Here is a 22,676-nt window from a genome sequence, read left to right as displayed (position 1 = left end):
GCAAGCCCCTCTTTTGAGGGGCTTTTTTGTTGATGCTTGACCCTTTTTGTTCCACTCTGTTTTAAGACTATTGAGATTTAAGGCTTTCAGGGAATGAAAAAGGTATTCATGGTGTTTGGCATTGTGTTGGCTATCGCCGTTGCGGTTATCGCAGCGTTGCTATTAAGCCTACAAACTCAATACCGCGCCGATGTTGCTAACTTTTTTATCAAGCATACGATTGAACAACCTGTGCTCATTGAAGATGTTGAGTATCAGACGCCTTATCACATCACCTTGATGGGCATCATCCAAAGCCAATCTGAAAAACAACCACCTTTATATATCGACAAGGTCGACATCTGGTTCAGCCCAGACTCTCTTCTTGAAACTAAGCTGGTTTTGGACTCTGTCTTGATCAGCGGACTGCAGTTAGAAGCCGACGATCTAGACACACTCAAACAGTTATTTACTCAACCAAACCTCAAGCTCCGTCAGCTAGCGATCAATAGCCTAGATTTCTCGACTCCAGACTTTAATGCACGAGGCATCGACCTTCAGATCGCCGAACCCGTGTGGGATAACCAAAGCTCACTGCTACCTTATGGCAAAACCCAACTTTCAGCCTCACAGTTATATTGGCAAGGCGAAGCCTTCGATAACCTATTGATTGACCTAGACCTCAAACCGAGTGACAGCACCCTTTATGGCGCTTCATTTGATTGGCGTGGTGCCAAGATTTCTGGGCAAGCTGAACAATATCAACATGACTGGTCATTGGTGAATGTGACGATTGACAGTTTACGATTAAATGAAGAGCAAACTCAAAGCCTATTAAACAAAGAATGGGATGTGGCAGGTATTCAGATTAACCACATCAACAGCTTAGATATGCTGCGTAGCGACGTAGAGTGGAAGGATGGTCACCTTGCAGCCTTTGATGCCTCACTAGAAAACATCCAACTGCCTTTTGAACTGTGGAAGCAACAGAAAGCCATTTTCTCTCTGCAAGCTGAAGGCGTCACCTTAGACAATGATCAATTCATCGACCCAAGCCTCAAGCTGAATCTAAACCCCAACCAAATTTTGGTTGAAGACTTCTATACACAATTCCTGCAAGGCAGTATTCAGCTTAATGGCAAAGTTACCCCTACTGCTATTGATTTGGCACAGCTTGATATTCAAGGCATCAAGTGGATTACCGAAAGCCAAGACAATCACCTACCCGCCGCACGCTTAATACCTTGGCTTACAGAGCTTCAACAAGCCTCTATAGACCGACTAAATGTAGAACGCACCCAACTCATCCAGCTTGCAAATAAACCTTACTGGCAAGTATCAGGGCTGCATGTCGAAGGACATCACGTTCAGCTTCTGCAAGATAGAAAGCTAGGTTTATGGCAAGGCAAATTGATGGCCAGCGCCAACGATGCCAGCTACCAAAATATCCTCAGCGCTCAACCTGTGGTTGAAATGAATAGCGAACAAGGGAAATGGACGCTGACACGCCTGTTTATGCCATTAAAGAATGGTTATGTTGAAGCCAATGCAACACTCGACTTTAACCAAATCAGCAAGCCGTGGAGTATAGATATATCTGCCGATGGCTTGCCTATCTCGCCAATGTTACAACAACTGGAATTACCGCTTGATGCAACCGGTTATGGCGAATTCGAACTTCAAGCCGCGGGTTTGTATGGTGACTCACTGATGCTTGGCTATTCAACCACAGGTCAACTCACTGGTAGCGTTCGCCAAGGCGTGATGACCTTTAACGACACGCTTTCTGAAACTTCAACCGATAACGTATTCGAGATCCCAGAGCTCAATGCCAATTTTGACCGTGGCCGTTTCACACTCGAACCAATGCACATTATTGGTGCATCCGCAGTCGAGGAAGGTTCGCAAAGGGTTCAAACGTTAAATGGTGAGGTAACGGGAGAGCTCGACTTACTAAAAACCGAGCTACACACGCTTTCTATTACCCTGTCCGACCCATGCCATCAAATCTCAGGAAAGCTCGACCAAGCTGAATATTCAGGGATTAATGACTGCCAACAAAAAAGCGCCACTCCACAGGAGTAGCGCTTTCAATCAATAACTCAATCTACAATCAAGCAAGCGTTCATCAAGGAATAGTAACGCTATTCACTCACCTTGCTATCAGTCGATAGTATCTTCTTGTAGTCAGGGATCAGCATATAGGTTCCGGTAAACTCTACCGCTTCCACATCGCCACTATGAATGGTCACGTGAATAATAATACGAGCCTTTCTGCCTGATGCGAGGCGGTCCAAATCACCACTGATACCGTCTAAAGAAGTAGAAGCGACAGGGTTTTGCTCAACCGGATGACGGTAACGAATATTACTGTCTGCGAGAACGATGTCGCCGGTTAGGCCACGCTCTTTCATCAGTAACCATGTCATCCCCCAACCCGTTAAGGTTGCCAGCGTAAAGGCTGATCCAGCAAACATGGTGTTGTGTGGGTTCAGGTTTGGATTCAGTTGAGCACTACACTCAAATTGGTAACCTGTGTATTGATTAATCTTGATGCCCATCTTGTCGCTGATAGGGATCTGATGCTCCCAGCGCTGCTGCAGTTCATTACACCATTCAGGCTTGCGCAGTACGTCTGCCATTGGGTCAAGATGCTTAACCATCTGTTGGTGACGCACAGGGCCGCGTTGGTCGTTAATCTCACCACGACGTTCAAAATCATTTTTCTCGTAGAATGAGATCGCATCTTCGCGTGCATTACACACCAAACGCTTGGCACCTTCTTGGCGAGCCAGCGACTCTAGTGCGACTAAAATCAGTGAGCCCATGCCCTTGCTACGGCGAGAGTTCTTCACCGCCATATAGCGGATCTGACCTTCTAGATCAGGAGTGATATACAGACGGCCAATCGCCATCGGACGACCTCGACCATCGACAATCATGCGATGGTGACTCATGCCATCATATTCATCACGCTCGGAACCTACAGGCATTCGCCATGGCTCACGCAACATCTGCCAACGAAAATGGTAATACTTGTTCAGTTGATTTTCGGTGGTTGGAGTTATGAGTTTAAACATGCTTATTCCTTTAAGCCTAAACCTGCAGCCAGAATGTTACTGGGCCATCATTGACCAATGACACTTTCATGTCGGCTGCGAATCGGCCACGTTCCGTTGGCAACACTGATTCACATTGGTCAGAGAAATAGTTGTAAAGACGTTCAGCATCTTCTGGGTGAGCACCGCGAGAAAAGCCTGCTCGTGTGCCTTTCTTGGTATCAGCTGGCAGAGTGAATTGAGATACCACTAATACCTTGCCTTCTACCTGCTTCACGTTGAGGTTCATTTTATCGTCTTCATCTCCAAAGACACGATAAGTAGTCACTCGTTCCATCAAACGTTTGGCTTTGGCTTCGTCGTCACCTTTTTCTACGCCTAACAGAACTAATAAGCCTTGTTCAATCTCACCAACTACTTCGCCATCAACACGGACGGCAGCTTCACTTACTCTCTGGATCAGTGCTATCACTGTTGTTTCCTTGCTCTGTGATTTTGTCGTTATCCGAAGAGTGTACCATTTCTTGCGTGTCACTCCACTGTTCGTGCTCACCGAGCGCCGCCGTCACCTCAGCACCAACCAGTACGATCAGCCAACACAAATACACCCAGACAAAAAGAATCGGAATCGCCGCCAAAGCGCCATAGATCAGCTGATAAGAAGGGAATTGAGTAATGTAGGCCGCAAAGCCTTTCTTACTGAGTTCGAACAACAGAGCCGCAACCAGAGAGCCTGCCGCTGCGTGAGAAAAATGTATCTTTTTGTTGGGAACCAACAGGTACAAACCGAAGAACGCAAAGAAAGAGAGAATCAAAGGCAGTTTGCGAATCACGGTATTAAAGGCGCCAGAGACCACTTCATTTTGTAGCAGACTGAGCGATGTCACATACGATGTGGCAGCGATGCTCGCCCCAACCAAGATCGGCCCAAGTGTTAGCACCATCCAGTACATAGAGAAGGACAACACCGCACGTCGCTTCTCATTAACACGCCAGATGTAGTTGAGGTTCTTATCGATATTCGAGATCAGCATCAGTGCCGCGATAAATAAGAACACACTACCGACCGCCGTCATCTTACCCGTGTTAGCCACAAACTCGAGCAAGGCACCGTGCACCGCATCCCCTGACGCTGGAACAAAGTTGGTAATGACGAAGTTTTGAATCACGATACCGACATCAGCAAAGATAGAGAATGACGATAAGATAGAGAGCAGAACCGTCAACATCGGTACGATTGAGAGCAAAGTAATATACGCCAAGTAACCCGCATTCACGTTGACTCTATCGTGCGTCATTCGCGCCAAAAGATAGCGAGAAAAATGAATGCTGAGTGTGCCGACCTTTTTTATCTTCAACTTGTAACTCCCTTGTAACTCGTTCATAGTCCTAATTAATATTCCGTCACTTAACTATAGGAAACTAGGATGCCTTATTTAATAGTTATAGTCCTCTCTATTTTTACTCTTACTGGATGCCAATCAGCTTATTACTCCGCAATGGAGCAAGTGGGTTACCACAAACGTGACATTATGGTCGACAGAGTAGAAGACGCGAAAGAGTCACAGCAGGATGCTCAGGAAGAGTTTACCAGCGCACTTGAAGCACTTAGTAGCCTAACTAACTTCAGTGGTGGCGACCTAGAAGACATGTACAACCAAATCAACGACAAATACCAAGACAGCGAAAAAGCCGCTCAAAATGTCAGTGATCGTATTGCTGCAATTGAAGATGTGTCGGATGCACTATTTGAAGAGTGGCAGGGAGAGTTAGACCTCTACACCAGTGACTCACTGCGTCGCTCAAGCGAGCAAAAGCTGCGCGAGACTCAATCCTCTTACAAGACCATGTTGTCAGCTATGAAGCGTGCTGAGAAGAAAATGGATCCGGTACTCAATACCCTTCGAGACAACACGCTTTACTTAAAGCATAACCTCAATGCGAGCGCGGTTGGTTCACTGCAAGGCGAGTTCATGAGCTTAGAAAAAGACATCGCCTACGCGATTAAGCAGATGAATGCTGCTATCGAAGAATCGGATAAATTCCTAGCTCAACTGAACCAGAAATAACATCAGTAGAAACTCATTAGACAGCCCGTATGAACCCAATCATTATTACTGGCGGCCCTGGCGCCGGAAAGACTACACTAATTAGTGCCTTGGGAGATGCGGGCTACCCAACCTTCGCAGAGTCCTCTCGCCAATTAATAGAGCAACAAAGTCAACTTGAAGACGGTATCTTACCTTGGGTAGACCTTCCCGGCTTTGCTGAGCTATGTTTAGGTGTAATGAGCGAGCAGAAAGAGCAAGCGAGGCAGCACCCTATCGCGTTTCTCGATCGCGCTATTCCGGACATTTGTGGCTATTTGGCTCAGGCTAAACTAGATATAGATACGACTTACCGAGAAGCAAGCCAAGGTTATCACTCACAAGTCTTGTTCTGCCGCCCAGAAGCTTCTATCTATGTGCAAGATGAAGTGCGCCCTTACCCCTTTGAAGAAGCATTAGAGATTCACCACGCGCTAATCAGAGTCTATCAAAAGCTAGGTTATGAGGTGGTTGAAGTGCCGTTTATGTCGGTAGCAGAGCGAGTGCAATTCGTTGAAAGTCACCTAGGGGTCAAAAGCTAGATTCCAGATATTTCGTTCCTCAATTCTGGAATGACGATTCGGTTAGTAGAAATGGATAAAAGACAACGAGTATAGAAGATACTCATCTTCTTAGTACCTAGTTACTTCCGGTCTAAAAACGCTCTTCGAATATCGCATCTCGTTTACCCGTATCTATCCTAATACCATATAAAACAAAAGCCCTGAGCAGCTTGGCTACTCAGGGCTTTCTTATTTACTTAGCTAGAAGCTAGTCAGCTGGCAATTAAGCCTTAGCTGGACGTGCTGCGCGCTTACGTTCGTTTTCAGTAAGAAGCTTCTTACGGATACGAATGCTTTCTGGCGTTACTTCTACTAGTTCGTCTTCGTCGATGAACTCAAGAGCTTGCTCTAGAGTGTGACGGATAGGTGGCGAAAGAACCTGTGCTTCATCAGTACCAGATGCACGAACGTTCGTTAGCTGCTTACCTTTCAGACAGTTTACTGTCAGGTCGTTTGAACGGTTGTGAATACCGATGATTTGACCTTCGTATACTTCATCCGCGTGCTCAGCAAATAGACGACCACGTTCTTGTAGGTTGAATAGTGCGTAAGTCAGAGCTTTACCAGTTGCGTTCGAGATTAGAACACCGTTGTTACGTTGACCGATTACGCCGCCTTTGTGAGGACCGTAGTGATCAAATGAGTGGTAAAGAAGACCAGAACCAGACGTTAGAGTTAGGAACTCAGTTTGGAAACCGATAAGACCACGAGAAGGCATCATGAAGTCCATGCGAACACGGCCTTTGCCATCTGGAGACATATCAGTTAGCTCACCTTTACGTAGACCGATGTTTTCCATGATGCCACCTTGGTGCTCTTCAAGCACGTCGATAGTCACAGTTTCGAACGGTTCAGTTAGGTTGCCATCTTCGTCTTTCTTAATGATAACTTCTGGACGAGATACAGCTAGCTCGAAGCCTTCACGACGCATGTTTTCGATCAGGATAGACAGGTGAAGTTCACCACGACCTGAAACACGGAAGCGATCTGGGTTATCAGTTTCTTCAACACGTAGTGCAACGTTGTGTACTAGTTCTTTTTCTAGACGCTCAAGGATGTTACGTGAAGTAACGAACTTACCTTCTTTACCCGCGAACGGAGAAGTGTTTACTTGGAACGTCATTGTTACTGTTGGTTCGTCAACAGAAAGCGGAGTCATTGCTTCAACATTGTTTTGGTCACAGATAGTGTCTGAAATCTTCAGCTCACCAAGACCAGTGATTGCAATGATGTCGCCAGCGTTAGCTTGCTCAACTTCGTGACGGTCAAGACCTAGGTAACCAAGAACTGTACCTACTTTACCGTTACGCTTCTTACCGTCAGAACCAACGATAGTTACTTGTTGGTTTGGCTTAACAGAACCACGTGTAACACGAGCAACACCGATAACACCTACGTAAGAGCTGTAATCAAGTTGCGAAATTTGCATTTGTAGAGGACCGTCAAGGTCAACTGCAGGCGCGTCTACTGTATCAACAACAGCTTGGAACAATGGTTCCATGTCTGTACCAGTTTCGCCTTCTTCCATTGTTGCCCAACCGTTTAGAGCTGAAGCGTAAACAACTGTGAAGTCTAGTTGCTCATCAGTAGCACCTAGGTTGTCGAAAAGGTCGAATACTTGATCCATAACCCAATCAGGACGAGCGCCTGGGCGGTCAATCTTGTTGATTACAACGATTGGCTTAAGACCGTGTGCGAATGCTTTTTGCGTTACGAAACGAGTTTGAGGCATTGGGCCGTCAACTGCGTCAACGATAAGCAGAACAGAGTCAACCATAGACATGATACGCTCAACTTCACCACCGAAGTCCGCGTGTCCCGGAGTATCTACGATGTTGATGCGGTAATCATTCCAGTTGATTGCTGTGTTCTTAGCAAGAATGGTAATGCCACGCTCTTTTTCGATGTCATTCGAATCCATGACACGCTCTTCAGCTTCACCACGAGACTCAAGAGTGCCTGACTGTTGTAGCAGTTTATCAACCAAAGTCGTTTTACCGTGGTCAACGTGCGCGATGATCGCGATATTTCTTAACTTATCAATCTGTGGAGTAGACATGGATTCTCGATTCACTCATAAAAGTAGCCGTCACTTATCTCAAAAGTTTGGATAATAACCGCTAGCTTGATTTAAAAAACGGTCAATAATATACCAGATTCTAGACAAAAACCCAGAAATATGTGATCTGAACCAAGGCTTTTTTCTTAGTTAGCGATTCATATCCTCTTAACTTTGATTCAGTACAGTGTTGAGTAGCCCGATTCGTAGGATTCTAAAAAAGCATCACGCGCGAGTCACAAGCCAAATCTCCGGCAAAATGACAAAAGTGGATTGACAACTTAGGCAATTCATTGCTGAATGGTGTTCGCTTATTGTCTCATATTGGTGCACAGACACATGCTTGCACCAATAAAGTGCAACTAGAGATCATTTTGGTGCAAAAAGTAGATTAAGCAAAACTTAAAAACAGTTAAATTATTGAAATTAATGGAATAATTTTTTTGGCACGTTTTTGGCTATAGATAAATCAGCATCGATTAATGCACTTATAGACATTAATCAATGCTAGTTTCAACCGAATCGAGCTAATACCGAATTAATAACACTGGAGGTTATCCAAGATGTCAGTAGAAAATGTACTATCCCTGATCCAAGAGAACGAAGTTAAATTTATCGACTTACGTTTTACTGATACAAAAGGTAAAGAGCAGCATATCTCTATTCCTTCTCACCAAGTTGATGCAGACTTCTTCGAAGAAGGCAAAATGTTTGACGGCTCTTCAGTAGCTGGTTGGAAAGGCATTAACGAATCTGACATGGTAATGATGCCAGACGCAGCATCTGCTGTACTGGACCCATTCACAGAAGACGCAACACTAAACATCCGTTGTGACATTCTTGAGCCTGCAACAATGCAAGGCTACGACCGTGACCCACGCTCTATCGCTAAACGTTCTGAAGAGTACCTACGTTCTACAGGTATCGCAGACACAGTTCTAGTTGGTCCAGAGCCAGAGTTCTTCCTATTTGATGACGTTAAGTTCTCAAACGACATGTCTGGTTCTTTCTTCAAGATCGACGACGTAGAAGCAGCTTGGAACACAGGTACTGACTTCGAAGGCGGTAACAAAGGTCACCGTCCTGGCGTTAAAGGCGGTTACTTCCCAGTAGCTCCTGTAGATTCATCTCAAGACATCCGTTCAGCAATGTGTCTAGTAATGGAAGAGATGGGCCTAGTAGTTGAAGCTCACCACCACGAAGTAGCAACTGCGGGTCAAAACGAAATCGCTACTCGCTTCAACACGCTAACAGCGAAAGCTGATGAAACTCAAATCTACAAGTACGTTGTACACAACGTTGCTCACGCATTTGGTAAAACAGCGACATTCATGCCTAAGCCACTAGTTGGTGATAACGGTTCTGGTATGCACGTTCACCAATCTCTAGCAAAAGACGGCGTTAACCTGTTTGCTGGTGATAAGTACGGCGGCCTATCTGAAATGGCTCTTTACTACATCGGTGGTGTAATCAAGCACGCTCGTGCAATCAACGCGTTTGCTAACCCATCAACTAACTCGTACAAGCGTCTTGTACCTGGTTTCGAAGCACCTGTAATGCTTGCTTACTCAGCACGTAACCGTTCTGCTTCTATCCGTATCCCAGTAGTACCAAGCCCTAAAGCACGTCGTATCGAGCTACGTTTTGGTGACCCAGCAGCTAACCCATACCTATGCTACTCAGCAATGCTTATGGCTGGCCTTGACGGCATCAAGAACAAAATTCACCCAGGCGAAGCTATGGATAAAGATCTATACGACCTTCCTGCAGAAGAAGCAGCTGAAATCCCAACAGTTGCAGAATCTCTACAAGAAGCTCTAGCAGCGCTTAGCGAAGACCGTGAGTTCCTAACAGCTGGCGGCGTATTCTCTGACGACTTCATCGATTCTTACATCGCTCTGAAATCTGACGACGTACAACGCGTGAACATGGCTACACACCCACTTGAGTTTGAACTGTACTACTCAGTTTAATCTCTGGTAGAGATAAGCCATTTCTTACTGCAACCTTGTAAGAATCGCCAACTAAATATTAGGCTCGCCTCGCAGGCGGGCCTTTTTTATATTCTCTCGATGCTCCCCTCCTCGTACCATATCTTAACCAAAAGCCCTCAGAGGCTGTCGCGCTAAATACAACAAAATCAAAACCAATAAAACCAATGCCAAACGTGAAACCATCTAACGGTGGAAAGAGGCTAAAGATATGAAAAACATACTGTTCCTAATCGGGTTAACAGTCGCGTTCTCGTGCTCTGCTCAAACTGTGTATACCTGGGTCGATGAGGATGGCGTACTCCACTTTAGTGACACCCCGACCGATCAAAGCGCTAAGTCTCTTCGCCTGCCTGATGTACAAGCATCAGCACCCGCCCCGAAATTTGAGGCCTCGACTCCCGTTGACGCTGCAGCTTCAACAGCAACGCCCGCTCAAGATCAGCCACAAACCGAAACCAAAGAGCGCGAGATCCCGGCTCAGTTAACACTCACCATGCTGACACCCGTTCATGATCAAACCATCCGTAGCAACCGTGGCTTAATCCCAATACAAATCGAGCTTAACCGCAAACTCGGTATTGGAGAGCAGCTGCAATTGATGCTTGATGGCCGTCGTTACGGGGCTCCTCAAACCCAAGCTAACTGGGAATTAAAAGGTATCGATCGAGGTACTCACACCATTGCAATTCAAGCACATAGAAGCGGCAAGCTTATTGCATCTACTAGTCCAGTCACCGTGTATTTACATCGAGCGACGCTCAAGTAGGCCAATGTGTTAAAAGAGACTGAATTACCTCTACTTTTCACCTAATCGAAGCAGCTTTCAGCAACTCTAATGAATTATCTTTAGCTTCTGGTTGATATGCGCCATACTTGAACTTAGCTACGCACCAATTTGGTGCAGTGAGAAAAACACCAGTTCAAGGACGAAATAGTGAATCGATCAGCCAAAAGCGACAGCATAGATACACATCATCTTTCCAGCGCCATTCTCGACAATATGGTGACTTCGACATTAATGCTCGATGAGCAACTCTATGTGCGATACGCCAATCCGGCGGCTGAACAACTCTTTTCACAGAGTGCGCGACGCATTGTTGATCATCCACTGAGTCAGCTTATCCAACACGCCTCTCTTGACTTGGCACTGCTGACCCAACCACTACAAAGTGGCCAAAGCATTACCGATAGCGATGTGACCTTCGTTGTTGATAACCGCCCTCTGATGCTTGAAGTAACGGTTAGCCCAATCTCGTGGCAACGTGAGACGCTGCTATTAGTTGAAATGCGCAAGATAGACCAGCAAAGACGACTCAGCCAAGAGCTTAACCAACATGCACAACAGCAAGCGGCTAAGTTGCTAGTACGTGGATTAGCTCATGAAATTAAGAACCCATTGGGTGGTTTAAGAGGTGCTGCGCAGCTGCTTGGAAAGATGCTCCCTGATCAGTCTCTGAATGAGTACACCCAGATCATTATTGAGCAAGCCGACCGCTTACGCGCTTTAGTCGATCGCCTGCTTGGCCCACAAAAGCCAGGAACCAAATCAGAAGAGAACCTTCACCAGATACTCGAAAAAGTAAGGCAGCTGGTTGAACTCGAATCGGGTTCGACGCTCGCTATCGAGCGAGATTACGATCCAAGCTTACCTGCGATTTTGATGGACTCTGCGCAAGTTGAACAAGCCATGCTCAATATCGTGAGTAATGCGGCGCAGATTCTAAAGACTCAGGAATCTGGGAAAATCACCATCCGCACCAGAACGGTGCATCAAGCAAACATTCATGGGCAGCGACACAAACTCGCTGCTCGAATTGAGATCAGCGATAACGGCCCGGGTATCCCCGACGAATTAAAAGACACGCTTTTTTACCCAATGGTCAGCGGTCGAGAGGGTGGCACAGGCTTAGGGTTATCGATATCTCAAAACCTGATCGATCAGCACAACGGAAAAATTGATGTTGAGAGCTGGCCAGGTAACACCACATTCACGATTTATTTGCCGATATAAACGAAGCGACACTTCTCGATGAAAAAATGAGCTTCATGGCAACGAAGAATACCGAACAATAAAAACAACAATGATTATCACAATAGATTTGGCTGCAAAGGAATTGAATTATGAGTAAGGGATACGTTTGGGTCGTCGATGACGACAGCTCTATCCGCTGGGTAGTAGAAAAAACACTTTCATCTGCGGATATAAAGTGCGAAACATTTGCTGATGCAGAGAGCGTGTTGCTTGCTCTTGAGCGCGAAACGCCAGACGTATTAGTGTCTGATATTCGCATGCCTGGTATCGACGGGATTGAGCTGTTGCATCAAGTGCATCAACGTTCTCCCGATCTGCCAGTGATCATCATGACCGCGCACTCCGATCTTGATGCTGCAGTAAATGCGTATCAAAAAGGTGCCTTCGAATACCTACCAAAGCCGTTTGACATCGATGAGACACTCACTCTAGTAGAGCGAGCGATCGCACACAGCCAAGAACAGAAGCGCGAACAAGCCAGCGAAGTCACTGAAGAGACCAACGCGCCTGAAATCATTGGTGAAGCTCCGGCGATGCAGGAAGTTTTCCGCGCTATTGGTCGCTTATCTCGCTCATCAATATCAGTACTGATTAACGGTGAATCTGGTACTGGTAAAGAGTTAGTAGCTCATGCCTTACACCGCCATAGCCCAAGAGCAAAGAAACCCTTTATCGCCCTCAACATGGCAGCAATTCCCAAAGACCTGATTGAATCAGAGCTATTTGGCCACGAGAAAGGTGCCTTTACCGGAGCCAACAGTGTTCGCCAAGGACGCTTCGAACAGGCCAATGGTGGCACACTATTTCTTGATGAGATCGGTGACATGCCACTCGATATTCAGACCCGTCTGTTGCGTGTGCTTTCTGATGGACAGTTTTATCGTGTCGGTGGTCATTCTGCGGTGAAGGTTGATGTACGTATCGTGGCGGCAACCCACCAAGATCTTGAACGATTGGTGCATGAAGGCGATTTCCGTGAGGATTTGTTCCACCGACTCAATGTAATCCGAATTCACATACCTGCACTGCGCGAACGTAAACAAGACATTGAAAAGCTAACTCATCACTTCTTAGCATCAGCAGCAGAAGAACTCGGTGTTGAAGTGAAAACACTGCACCCTGAAACTATCATGAAGCTAAACCAGCTCAATTGGCCGGGTAACGTGCGTCAGCTTGAGAACATTTGTCGTTGGTTGACCGTAATGGCGAGCGGCAGTGAAATTCTTCCTTCGGACTTACCGCCTGAGCTATTGGAAGAGAAAGTAGTAACCACTTCCGGCACTGGAGATAACTGGCAACAACTGCTTGCGAATTGGGCAAAATGTGCGCTTGATTCAGGAGAAAAGGAGCTGCTGACTTATGCTCTGCCAGAGTTTGAACGTATACTGCTAGAGGCTGCACTCAACCATACTAATGGTCATAAACAGGATGCAGCGAAGGTTTTGGGATGGGGACGAAACACCCTAACTCGTAAGCTTAAAGAACTGTACTAGGCATTATATGACTCTCGATGCAGCTACTTTTTAACCAAAAAAGTGTCGCTTGGTTTGAATAGTGTCGGTACAATTACAGTACACTATTCACCAAAGTTGTAGCTAAAGATGTCTTTGAAAACCCAAATTACATTAAGAACCGCAGTGGTTCTGCCATTCGTGATGATATTTCTGTTCACTATGGGCGTAATGGTTTTCACTCAAAAGCAAAGCTACAAAGAGATGGTGAGTGATATTAGCGCACGTCAGCTAGCATCACTCACTGACAACGTTCATCAAAGCCTTTCCGATTTTTTAGAAAAACCATTTCACGCGAACCTCTCCCTCAGCCACAACATTGGTTACCACAAGCTCTATCAGCCCGGTAATCTTAGTAAGGTTCAAGATTACATCCTTTATAAGTTTTCCGACCATTTCACTGCCGTGCCGCAGCTGGATGTGATCGGCTTTGGCTCTGAAGATGGTAACTATGTCGGTTTTCGTAAAGAGGCCAACAACGGCTACACCTTGATGGTGCAAGATGAACGAACCCAAGATCAGCTCGTCATCTACCGTGGTAGCAAGATTAGCGAAGACATTCGCTCGGTCATTTCAGGATACGATCCGAGAGTCCGCCCTTGGTACACACCGGTTGTTAATGAGAAAAAAGCAGTATGGTCGCCAATTTACGCCAATGCGGATGAACGCCAAGAAATTACTCTTTCTGCCCTCGCCCCTATCTATTCCGACAACGAATTTAAAGCCGTCATCGTCAGCGACATCAAGATCAATACCTTTAACGCATTCCTGAAGAACCTAAAAGACAAGACCGATGCTTCTGTCTACATCATCGACCAGCAACAACGCTTAGTCGCACACTCCGGTGGCGGCAGTGTAGTTTCATGGGGCACGGGTAAAACACATAAAGGCCAACGCTTATTAGCGACAGAAAGTGCCAACCCAGTAATACGAGAGAGCGCTAATTATGTTGAACAACTGCATTTGATTGACGACATGGGCGTACAACGCTTCAGGTTCACATTGGATGGCGAGCAATACTTTAACCAAATCACACCTTATGAGGATAAACATGGCCTCACTTGGTTTATTGGTATGTCGATTCCAGAAAGTAATCTACTCGGTGAATTGCCAGAAAACCAAAGAGACAGCTGGCTGCTCGGGCTCGCACTTAGCTGCATTGGGATTATCGCAGGATTAATTGCTTTTAATCGTGTGACCCAACCCATCACCTCCACCGCAGATGCCGCAAAACGCCTTGCCAAAGGGGATTGGGACAGCAGTATGCCGAAATCGGGCAATATCTACGAAACCAGTATGTTGGTAGAGGCATTCAACGAAATGGCCAACAACCTGAAAGCGTCATTCCAGCAGTTACAGTCACAACTGACCTATGACTCGCTGACCAAACTCTACAGCCGAGAAGGCTTTATCGATGCAGCACAGAAAAATGCAGCAACCGAAAAAGGCACGCTGTACTTGGTTGGTATCGATCGCTTCCGAGATATTAATGACAGCCTAGGTCACTACAATGGCGACCAGCTGCTTATCATCTCTGCCGCTCGCTTAAGAGGCACGTTACCATCGGATTACCTATTGGCACGCACGGGCGGGGATGAGTTCGCGATATACGCACCCAACATCACCCAAGAGGAAGACGTTCAACTGCTTGCTAACCGTTTGGTTCAGACCTTTGCTTCTCCGTTCGCGATGGAATCTGAAAGTGTCGTGGTCAAGGTTTCGATTGGTGTTGTGCATGTATCAAACGATCAAGATATTACATCGTGGCTTCGTAACAGCAGCATTGCACTCAGCAATGCCAAACAAGATAAAACACGCGTCAGCATCTACAGCCCTGAGATGGGTAATGCCTCTCGACACCGCACTAAAATGTTGGCTCGATTGAACAAAGCGATTGAGCTGCAGCAATTTGAAGCCTTTTATCAGCCAATCATCGATCTAGAATCAGGTACCACGATAGGCGCTGAAGCTTTGGCTCGCTGGGTCACCGACGAAGGTATTATCTCACCACTGGAATTCATACCACTGGCAGAAGAAACCGGACTTATCTACGACATTGGTAAGCAGATCCTGCACAAATCTTGTCGAGATACTGCAATTGCGATTGAGTCAGGAAAATGGAGCGAAGACTTCTCGATTCACGTTAACTTATCTGTCGATCAGCTAAGTGAAAGTGGGTTTATTAGTTTAGTGAAAAACACGCTAAATGATACCAAACTACCGGCCAAAAACCTTACGCTAGAAATCACTGAGTCACGCATCATCGATAATGACCCAACCATCATCGACAACATGCTGACTCTCAAAGCATTGGGAATCTCAATTGCCATTGATGATTTCGGTACTGGTTATTCGTCACTGGCCTACCTGCACAAGCTGCCATTTGATTGCCTGAAGATTGATCGCAGCTTTGTCAGTAAGCTAGACAAAGAGAATCTAGACAGCTCGATTGTTGCAGCCATCGTCAACATTACCAAAGGCTTCAAGGTCAGCTTAGTCGCCGAAGGCGTTGAAACTCAGCAGCAAGCAGACCTACTTAAGCAGCTGCAATGCCCACAAGCACAAGGGTTCTTATACAGTCGTCCAGTGCCTTTTGACCAATGGCCAACCGATCTAAGCAATGCTCAACAGAGTGCCAAAATCAAACAGAACACCGAGGCTAAAGAGAGCATCAGTTAAAGAAAGCTGACGGGCTCGAGTGAACAAACCACAGATACAAAAATGCCAGCATGATGCTGGCATTTTTTATGTCTCTATTCTCAATCGAGCGATTAGATAACGCGAGAGAATTGCTGTTGGCGAGCCTTAGCGCGTAGGTATTTGTCGAAACACATACAGATGTTACGGATCAACAAACGGCCACGCAGAGTCACGCGAATCTCTTTGTCGTCGACTTCAACCAACTCATCATTAATGAAGGTTTGTAGAAGCTCTAAGTCTTCCTTGAAGTAACGATTAAAGTTAACCGAGAACTCAGACTCGATCATGGTCTTATCAAGCTTAAAGTTACAGATAAGCTGCTTGATCACTTCACGACGTAGAAGGTCATCGCTATCGAGTGCCACACCTTTCCAAAGTGCGTGGCGCAGGTCGTTGACCTGAGCGTAGTATTTCTTCAGCTCTTTTTGGTTTTGTGCGTAAGCATCACCCACCATAGAGATAGCAGAAACACCAAAACCAATTAGGTCAGCTTCACCTTGGGTCGTGTAGCCTTGGAAGTTACGATGCAGAATACCTTCACGCTGCGCAACCGCGAGCTCGTCTTCAGGTAATGCGAAGTGGTCCATACCGATGAACTGGTAACCCGCACCCGTTAGAGTCTCGATAGTATCTTGCAGGATAGCCATTTTCTCTTTTGCTTCCGGCAAGTCTTCATCTTTAATCTTACGCTGCGCCGCAAACAGTTGTGGCATGTGCGCATAGTTAAATACCGATAGACGACCCGGCTTCATCTCAAGCACTTGCTTCAGTGTTTCAGCGAATAGCGCTTGAGTCTGCTTTGGCAGGCCGTAGATCAAATCTAAGTTAGTTGAACGGAAGCCTAGCTCTTTAGCACGTTGAACCATCGCAATAATGAACTCTTCATCTTGCTCACGGTTAACCAGCTTCTGTACTTCTTTATTGAAGTCTTGAACACCGATACTCAGACGGTTAAAGCCTTCGTTACGTAGGTGATCGAGCACATCTAGCTCAATTTCACGAGGGTCTACTTCGATACTGATTTCAGCATCCGCCGTGAAGTTAAACTCATCACGCAGAATCATCATCAAACGAGTGATTTGAGTCTTGCTCAAGAAGGTTGGTGTGCCGCCACCGAAGTGCAGTTGAGTCACTTCGCGACCATTAAGCAGAGACGCACGTTGGCGGATTTCATGCTCAATCACATCAAGATACTCATCCGCTTTGTGCGAGTGACGAGTAATCACCTTATTACAACCACAGTAGTAACAAAGCTTATGGCAGAACGGGATATGCACGTAAAGAGAGAGTGGACGCTCTGGGTATTGCGTACACGCCATGTCGTAATCAGCGACGGTAAACGCTTCATGAAACTCCAACGCAGTTGGGTATGAGGTGTAACGAGGTCCCGAATAGTTGTACTTGTTTAAGATCTCTTGATCCCAAACGATTTGCTGATTCGTTGTTACTGGCTTGCTCGACATAGCGGTACTTCCAATTTAGATCCGCGAGAACCTAAGGTCTCTCAAATCATTTTACATACATTAAAATATAGACGGGTTATTTTGCCACACGACTTGTAAGGTCGTTTCAAGACAAAATCTTTTTTTCAGATAAAAACTCAGAACTGCTAGCTTGATCACTAACAATGCACCGAAATACAGGGGTGCAAGAGGTAAGAAGGCTCATTCAGCACTCGGGATTAAAGATAATGAATCTTAAATACACCGTGTATTAAACGAGCCTCTATATTAATAGTCTTAGCGACTAGATCATCTGAATATTGATTTGGTTATTGAGAGGTTTAACCTTCTCCTGCAACCTTTTCAAATCTTCGATAACCGCATCGTTCAAGCGAGTCTCGGCCTTATGGCGTGTGAGATTCTGCTGCATGCGTTCTTTCTTCGTCAGTTCCTGTCTTTCCTCTCCGCGCGCCATATCTTTAACGATGTGGTACAGCTCAGAAAGAGCAGGATATTCAGAATCTAAATCGACACGCTCATCGCCCTGAACATTATCCATGATGATACACACTCGGATACTGATCTCAGGTAAATCACACTGCCCTTGAATGCCCGCTAAACACAAAGTATTTACGTTGTCATAAATCGTCGCGTTACGTTTTTCAATGGCTAGTGCTTGATGCTGCTTTTGCAACTCCGTCTGCTTCTTCACTTGAAGTAGAAGGTAACCTGCGTAAGAGCCCAAGCCGAGAATGATAATTCCACCAGCAATTGCTAATAAGGTTACGTTCATTGGCTATTAACCTTTAAAGCTGTCTAAGTCGAAGTCTTCGAATTGAGATAACAAGTCTTCGTCAGAGCTTGCTTTCTTCTTAGAGGCAACTGGTGCTTCTTCGAAGATCTCTTCTTCGTCTTCTTCTGGCTCTAACAGACCTAAGCGACCCATTAGGTGTTCGATACGATCAAGCTTCTCGTCAACGAACTTCTGTAGACCTGCACCTAGGTTTTCACCATTTTCAAGGCGGTCTAGCAGCGTGTTCAGTTGAGCATCGTTCTCAAGCATCTCTAACTCTTGCTCGTTAGATAGCTTACGCTCTTGTTTCGTTGGCTTCTTCGCTGGTTCAATAATCAGCGGGATTTTTTTCTTGCTGCCTAAACGAGGGTCGCGAGCTTGTGCAGCTTTACGCTGTTTTGCTTCGCTACCATCTGAGTGACGGCTGCCAGATTTTAGGCCTTTGCGCTTTTTAACACGCTTACGTTCACGACCTTCAACATCAGATTCGCTACGGTTACGAGTAACCATAGGTTCCGGAGCGCCAAGAGCTCCCGGCTTTCTTGATTTTTTACTACGAGCCATTACTGCACTTTCCTCAGTAAAATTACATCATTTCCAAAAAATTCTAGTTCGAGCTTATCCCGCTCTGCCAAAAACTGGAATGTTTGACGACTAAAGAAGACAACATGAGTCGGGTCATTCTTGTAGTGCCAACCAGCAAACGCATCTACGTCTATTACTAGCTTAGTCATAAGACCAATCCAGCCTTTGGGTTTAACTAAATTCAACCATTGCTGCCACACTTTGTCTGGGTGATAAAGATGTTCAATCACCTCCGTGGCAGTCATAAAATCGTACGTTTTTTCCAACACAGAAGTCTCTGGGTGGTAATAGATATCGTACAACTCCATGGTGTGTCCGGCTTCTTCTAACATGATAGATAGCGTAGGGCCTGGGCCACAACCAAAATCCAACCCTTGTGAGTTAGATGAAATTTTGTCTGTTAGTGGATCCGCGATGCGAGATAAAAAACGGCGATAGCCTGCATCACTAGGATCGTTCTCATGGAGATCATAGTGTGCTTTTTCTTCTTTTGCTTCTAACCTTTGTTCAGGTTTAACAAATACCAGTTCACATTGCTGACACTGCAGATAGGCTCTGCGTTTGTCTTCAAAATAGTGATTCACGCCTTGGTGATGGCATAAGGGACAAGTATACATAGCACATCCTTAAACAGGGATGCGAAACATACCAGAAACTGCGTTTATAGTGGAGAGGTATTGGGTGTTTTTTCATCAAATCAATAAAAAAAGCGATAGGAAAACCTATCGCTCTCTAAATCTGCCTATATCGGCCAAAATTTGCATACTCAACTTGGTACACAAATCTCCATTTGTTATTGGTGCTTTCCATGCCAAATTTGTTTTTTGTTCATCGTCCTGATGAGTTTTGGCTATCCTTTTCTAACACCTTGTTGCTGGGCTGTCCTAGCCTGATCCGTTTCTGTCTATACCGTTAGACTAGATGATCATCCATATCTAAGTCAGCTCCTAGCTGATGGCGGTTACTTTACCGTGTTACAAAAAGACTACAATAGTGCGAGTTCACACTTTCGAACACAAATTGATCACACATAGATAAATCAGACATAAGCGATTGATTCATAACTAGTACCAATCAAAAGAAACTAGCCAAAAAGAAAACGCCCCGACCATAATTGATCGGGGCGTCTCTTCAATCTCGCTCGAACGTACATTTCTTCACTCTAGCTAAGAGCAAGAAACCGACAAATTAGTGTAGACCACCAACGTACTTCGATAAGGTATCAATTTCTGCGTCTGTTAACTTTTTAGCTACATCACGCATCATCGCATTCATGTCGTTATTACGGTTACCATCGCGGAATTTTTCAAGTTGAGCCTTGATGTAATCTGCGTGTTGACCAGAAATCTTAGGGAAACCAGAAAGTTCGGTACCGTTACCACGTGGACCGTGACAAGCAATACACGCCGTTAGGCCGCGTTCTGCGTTACCCGCCGTGTAAAGAACCTTACCTTCATCTACTACATTTTCAGGAGTAGAGTTACTAGAGATAGGTAGAGATGCGTAGTATGCCGCTAGGTCAGCCATATCTTCTTCAGATAAAGGCATCGCCATTGCACCCATTACAGGTTCGTAACGACCTTGCTTACCACCACTTGTCATACCTAGCTTAAGCTCTTTTAACTGCTTCTCTAGGTACTTCTCATGTTGACCAGCCAGCTTAGGGTACTGAGTGATCAGACTGTTGCCGTCAGCACCGTGGCAGGCAACACATGTTTGTGATTTGGCTTTACCAGCTTCAATACTACCTTGAGCCCATACTGAGCAGCTGGCTAAAAGACTCAAAATTAGCGCTAATTTCTTCATGACATTCCATTATAATTATCAAGCTTCCAGTACCACTCTATGTTGCCACTCATGGTACAATAGGCGACCTTATGCCGAGCACGGTTATTTTACACAAATTCACAAAAAAGTAATCAATCGACTACACAAAGTCGAGATGGAGTTAACAGTGAGCGTAAAAATTCATTATCAAAACACGCATTTCATTACCAGTGCACCTGATATTCGTCATTTACCAGAAGACGAAGGGATCGAAATTGCGTTTGCAGGACGCTCCAATGCTGGTAAATCTAGCGCGCTAAATCGCGTTACAAACCAAAAAAGCTTGGCGAAAACCAGTAAAACACCCGGTCGAACTCAGCTAATCAACCTATTTAAGGTAACGGACGGTTGTCATATCGTCGATTTACCTGGATATGGCTTTGCTCAAGTACCGCTTGAGATGAAGAAAAAATGGCAGAAGTCACTAGGTGAATACCTACAACGACGTGAAAGCCTGAAAGGTTTAGTGGTATTGATGGATATCCGTCACCCAATGAAAGACCTTGACCAACAAATGATCTACTGGGCTATCGATAGCCGCATCCCAGTACAGGTTTTGTTAACAAAAGCAGACAAACTGAAAAGTGGTGCGCGTAAAGCACAGCTATTGAAAATCCGTAACGATGCAAAATCTTTCGGTGGTGATGTTGCGGTTGATGTCTTCTCTTCAATGAAGGGCATCGGCGTCGACCAACTGCGTGCCAAGATGGATGAGTGGTTTGCCCCAGCGCTTGCTGATCAAATCATTGATGAGTTAGCGGACGAAGAGCACAACGACTCAGAGTAATTTCCCTACTTATCGCTATAGGTTAACTCACTGACAACACGTGATTTAGCCTTATCAATGCCCCTCCTTATATAGGTGGGGTATTTTTTGCCCAAAAATGAGTGAGTTAAGCCTAAGTTTTTAGTGTTAAAGATCGGATTTAGCCACTAAAACCAATAGAAGTGAACCATACTAAAAGACACATCTAAATAATCAGAACAATGAGAAAGGAATACTCATGTGGAAAACACCATTAGCCATCATTGCACTTATATTGGTCTCACTGACAGGGTTTGCCTCTGAAGCAGAACAAGAACAAGCCCCACTGATCAATGTCGATATGACATTAGACCTAGATGGCATGGAAAAGTACGCCCAAGATGCGAGTGAGTCTCTTGAGGTGATATCGCAATCTTTGCAGGCGATAGTCAACAACCTCAATCTAAGCGACGACCAGCAACAAGCCCTCAATCAAACCGTTGAAAGCATCAATAAGCTTGCGAGCTCCACCAAGACATCCCTCAATCAACTGCCACAGGCCTTAGACCAATCTCGACTCGCCTTTAAACAAACCAGCCAAGTGCTGTTGGATGACATTCAGACCAAGATCATCATTGCGCTGGCGGCCGTTATCGCCGTCATTATTATCGCTTTGACCGCTATCTATCTGCTTATCCTCAAACCCATGCAGCAAACCTTGGTAAAAGCGACCAACAATATCTCTTCGATGGCACAATCCATCCAGATCACCGCCGAAGCACTGAAATACAGCACCGAGAAACAACAGAAAATCATGGATTACATTGAGCATTCACCGACTCAATACACTGATAAATAAGGCGTGAGCCATCAATCCTTTATCGATAACTTGTAAAATAAAAGTTATTTCAAGTGATAAAACAATCGACTTAGAGACGGATTTAAATTACCAAAAGCTGATCGAATTCCAGAACTAAGGCAAATCAGGGGTTTATCACTGTGCTTGAGAAAGTGTAATAAAAGGCACTAAAAATGAGAGGTTTTACGGGGGAATGGTAGGTTGGAAATATTTTTCTTTCGCACAAGAAAAAACGCCCCAGTCAAATACTGACTGGGGCGGCTGAATCAGCCTAATCCAATAACGTGAAACAAAAGGTCTGAAAGATAGAACATCTTACCTCTGTACCCTACGAGATTTAATGTACAACAATTGCTCAGAAATGAAAACAATTTTTGTAGTTTTTTTTCATGAATGTTTTATTAAAACACCTAAATTCTTATTACGACTTAACTTTATTTG

The 22,676-nt window shown here is 45.3% G+C and carries 20 protein-coding genes; 10 read left to right on the top strand and 10 right to left on the bottom strand.

Translation table 11 applies throughout. The features are described from left to right. Positions 1-108 precede the first annotated feature (108 nt). Entirely contained in the window at positions 109-2,064 is a 1,956-nt protein-coding gene (locus tag OCV12_RS00470) for an AsmA family protein (RefSeq protein WP_261885914.1), read from the top strand. 59 nt (positions 2,065-2,123) lie between these two features. On the opposite strand, the gene OCV12_RS00465 is transcribed toward OCV12_RS00470, so the two are convergent. From OCV12_RS00465 to OCV12_RS00455, 3 genes are read right to left on the bottom strand one after another with little or no spacing between them, the layout of a single operon-like run. Next, positions 2,124-3,059, bottom strand: coding sequence for a bifunctional GNAT family N-acetyltransferase/hotdog fold thioesterase (locus tag OCV12_RS00465; RefSeq protein ID WP_017633229.1), 936 nt, complete (start codon positions 3,057-3,059; stop codon positions 2,124-2,126). A gap of 16 nt (positions 3,060-3,075) precedes the next feature. Continuing rightward, positions 3,076-3,510, bottom strand: a complete 435-nt coding sequence (dtd, locus tag OCV12_RS00460) for a D-aminoacyl-tRNA deacylase (protein ID WP_004735590.1) — start codon at positions 3,508-3,510, stop codon at positions 3,076-3,078. Beyond that, the gene (locus tag OCV12_RS00455; protein WP_123322543.1) at positions 3,482-4,423 is read right to left on the bottom strand and encodes a virulence factor BrkB family protein; all 942 of its coding nucleotides are present in this window, start codon (positions 4,421-4,423) and stop codon (positions 3,482-3,484) included. Before OCV12_RS00455 ends, dtd begins: the two co-directional genes overlap by 29 nt. 42 nt (positions 4,424-4,465) lie before the next feature. Here OCV12_RS00455 and OCV12_RS00450 point away from each other — a divergent pair, with 42 nt between their 5' ends. Both OCV12_RS00450 and OCV12_RS00445 read left to right on the top strand, forming a co-directional pair. Continuing rightward, entirely contained in the window at positions 4,466-5,107 is a 642-nt protein-coding gene (locus tag OCV12_RS00450) for a DUF2959 domain-containing protein (protein WP_239847939.1), read from the top strand. A gap of 29 nt (positions 5,108-5,136) precedes the next feature. Further along, a complete protein-coding gene (locus OCV12_RS00445; RefSeq protein WP_261885086.1) occupies positions 5,137-5,667 on the top strand; it encodes an AAA family ATPase in 531 nt (176 codons plus the stop codon). 244 nt (positions 5,668-5,911) lie between these two features. On the opposite strand, the gene typA is transcribed toward OCV12_RS00445, so the two are convergent. After that, positions 5,912-7,747, bottom strand: coding sequence for a translational GTPase TypA (gene typA / locus OCV12_RS00440; RefSeq protein WP_086711625.1), 1,836 nt, complete (start codon positions 7,745-7,747; stop codon positions 5,912-5,914). A gap of 563 nt (positions 7,748-8,310) precedes the next feature. Between typA and glnA the strand changes: the two genes are divergently transcribed. From glnA to OCV12_RS00415, 5 genes are all read left to right on the top strand, one after another. Further along, a complete protein-coding gene (gene glnA / locus OCV12_RS00435) occupies positions 8,311-9,720 on the top strand; it encodes a glutamate--ammonia ligase (RefSeq protein ID WP_017631962.1) in 1,410 nt (469 codons plus the stop codon). 229 nt (positions 9,721-9,949) lie between these two features. Next, on the top strand, positions 9,950-10,507 hold the full coding sequence (locus OCV12_RS00430) for a DUF4124 domain-containing protein (protein WP_261885085.1): 558 nt from the start codon (positions 9,950-9,952) through the stop codon (positions 10,505-10,507). Positions 10,508-10,675: 168 nt separating this feature from the next. Next, complete coding sequence (glnL, locus tag OCV12_RS00425; protein WP_017095622.1) at positions 10,676-11,752, top strand: nitrogen regulation protein NR(II); 1,077 nt, start codon at positions 10,676-10,678, stop codon at positions 11,750-11,752. Between the two features lie 110 nt (positions 11,753-11,862). Beyond that, complete coding sequence (gene glnG / locus OCV12_RS00420; RefSeq protein ID WP_017631965.1) at positions 11,863-13,266, top strand: nitrogen regulation protein NR(I); 1,404 nt, start codon at positions 11,863-11,865, stop codon at positions 13,264-13,266. Between the two features lie 108 nt (positions 13,267-13,374). Then, the gene (locus tag OCV12_RS00415) at positions 13,375-15,963 is read left to right on the top strand and encodes a phosphodiesterase GepA (protein WP_261885084.1); all 2,589 of its coding nucleotides are present in this window, start codon (positions 13,375-13,377) and stop codon (positions 15,961-15,963) included. A gap of 92 nt (positions 15,964-16,055) precedes the next feature. On the opposite strand, the gene hemN is transcribed toward OCV12_RS00415, so the two are convergent. The 5 genes from hemN to OCV12_RS00390 form a co-directional block, all read right to left on the bottom strand. Continuing rightward, on the bottom strand, positions 16,056-17,447 hold the full coding sequence (hemN, locus tag OCV12_RS00410) for an oxygen-independent coproporphyrinogen III oxidase (protein ID WP_176680688.1): 1,392 nt from the start codon (positions 17,445-17,447) through the stop codon (positions 16,056-16,058). Positions 17,448-17,730: 283 nt separating this feature from the next. Next, complete coding sequence (locus OCV12_RS00405; RefSeq protein WP_017631968.1) at positions 17,731-18,219, bottom strand: DUF2489 domain-containing protein; 489 nt, start codon at positions 18,217-18,219, stop codon at positions 17,731-17,733. A 6-nt stretch (positions 18,220-18,225) separates the two neighbouring features. Beyond that, positions 18,226-18,783, bottom strand: a complete 558-nt coding sequence (gene yihI, locus OCV12_RS00400; protein WP_176680687.1) for a Der GTPase-activating protein YihI — start codon at positions 18,781-18,783, stop codon at positions 18,226-18,228. Next, positions 18,783-19,421, bottom strand: a complete 639-nt coding sequence (locus OCV12_RS00395; RefSeq protein WP_086711605.1) for a class I SAM-dependent methyltransferase — start codon at positions 19,419-19,421, stop codon at positions 18,783-18,785. The genes yihI and OCV12_RS00395 overlap by 1 nt, the downstream gene beginning before the upstream one ends. Before the next feature lie 571 nt (positions 19,422-19,992). Further along, positions 19,993-20,610, bottom strand: a complete 618-nt coding sequence (locus tag OCV12_RS00390; protein WP_017631971.1) for a c-type cytochrome — start codon at positions 20,608-20,610, stop codon at positions 19,993-19,995. Between the two features lie 148 nt (positions 20,611-20,758). On the opposite strand from OCV12_RS00390, the gene yihA reads away from it, so the two are divergent. Together yihA and OCV12_RS00380 are read left to right on the top strand one after the other, a co-directional pair. After that, positions 20,759-21,418, top strand: coding sequence for a ribosome biogenesis GTP-binding protein YihA/YsxC (gene yihA, locus OCV12_RS00385; protein WP_017060162.1), 660 nt, complete (start codon positions 20,759-20,761; stop codon positions 21,416-21,418). A 217-nt stretch (positions 21,419-21,635) separates the two neighbouring features. Beyond that, positions 21,636-22,235, top strand: coding sequence for a GTP-binding protein (locus OCV12_RS00380; protein WP_261885083.1), 600 nt, complete (start codon positions 21,636-21,638; stop codon positions 22,233-22,235). A gap of 266 nt (positions 22,236-22,501) precedes the next feature. Here the strand turns inward: OCV12_RS00380 and OCV12_RS24995 are convergent, their stop codons facing one another. Beyond that, positions 22,502-22,549 (bottom strand): hypothetical protein, encoded by a 48-nt coding sequence (locus tag OCV12_RS24995; protein WP_438356636.1) that lies wholly within the window; start codon positions 22,547-22,549, stop codon positions 22,502-22,504. Positions 22,550-22,676 lie beyond the last annotated feature (127 nt).

This window comes from Vibrio pomeroyi (assembly GCF_024347595.1).
Lineage (GTDB): Bacteria > Pseudomonadota > Gammaproteobacteria > Enterobacterales > Vibrionaceae > Vibrio > Vibrio pomeroyi.
The sequence above is the reverse complement of the archived record's forward strand: the minus strand, read 5'-3'. Positions and strand labels throughout refer to the sequence as shown.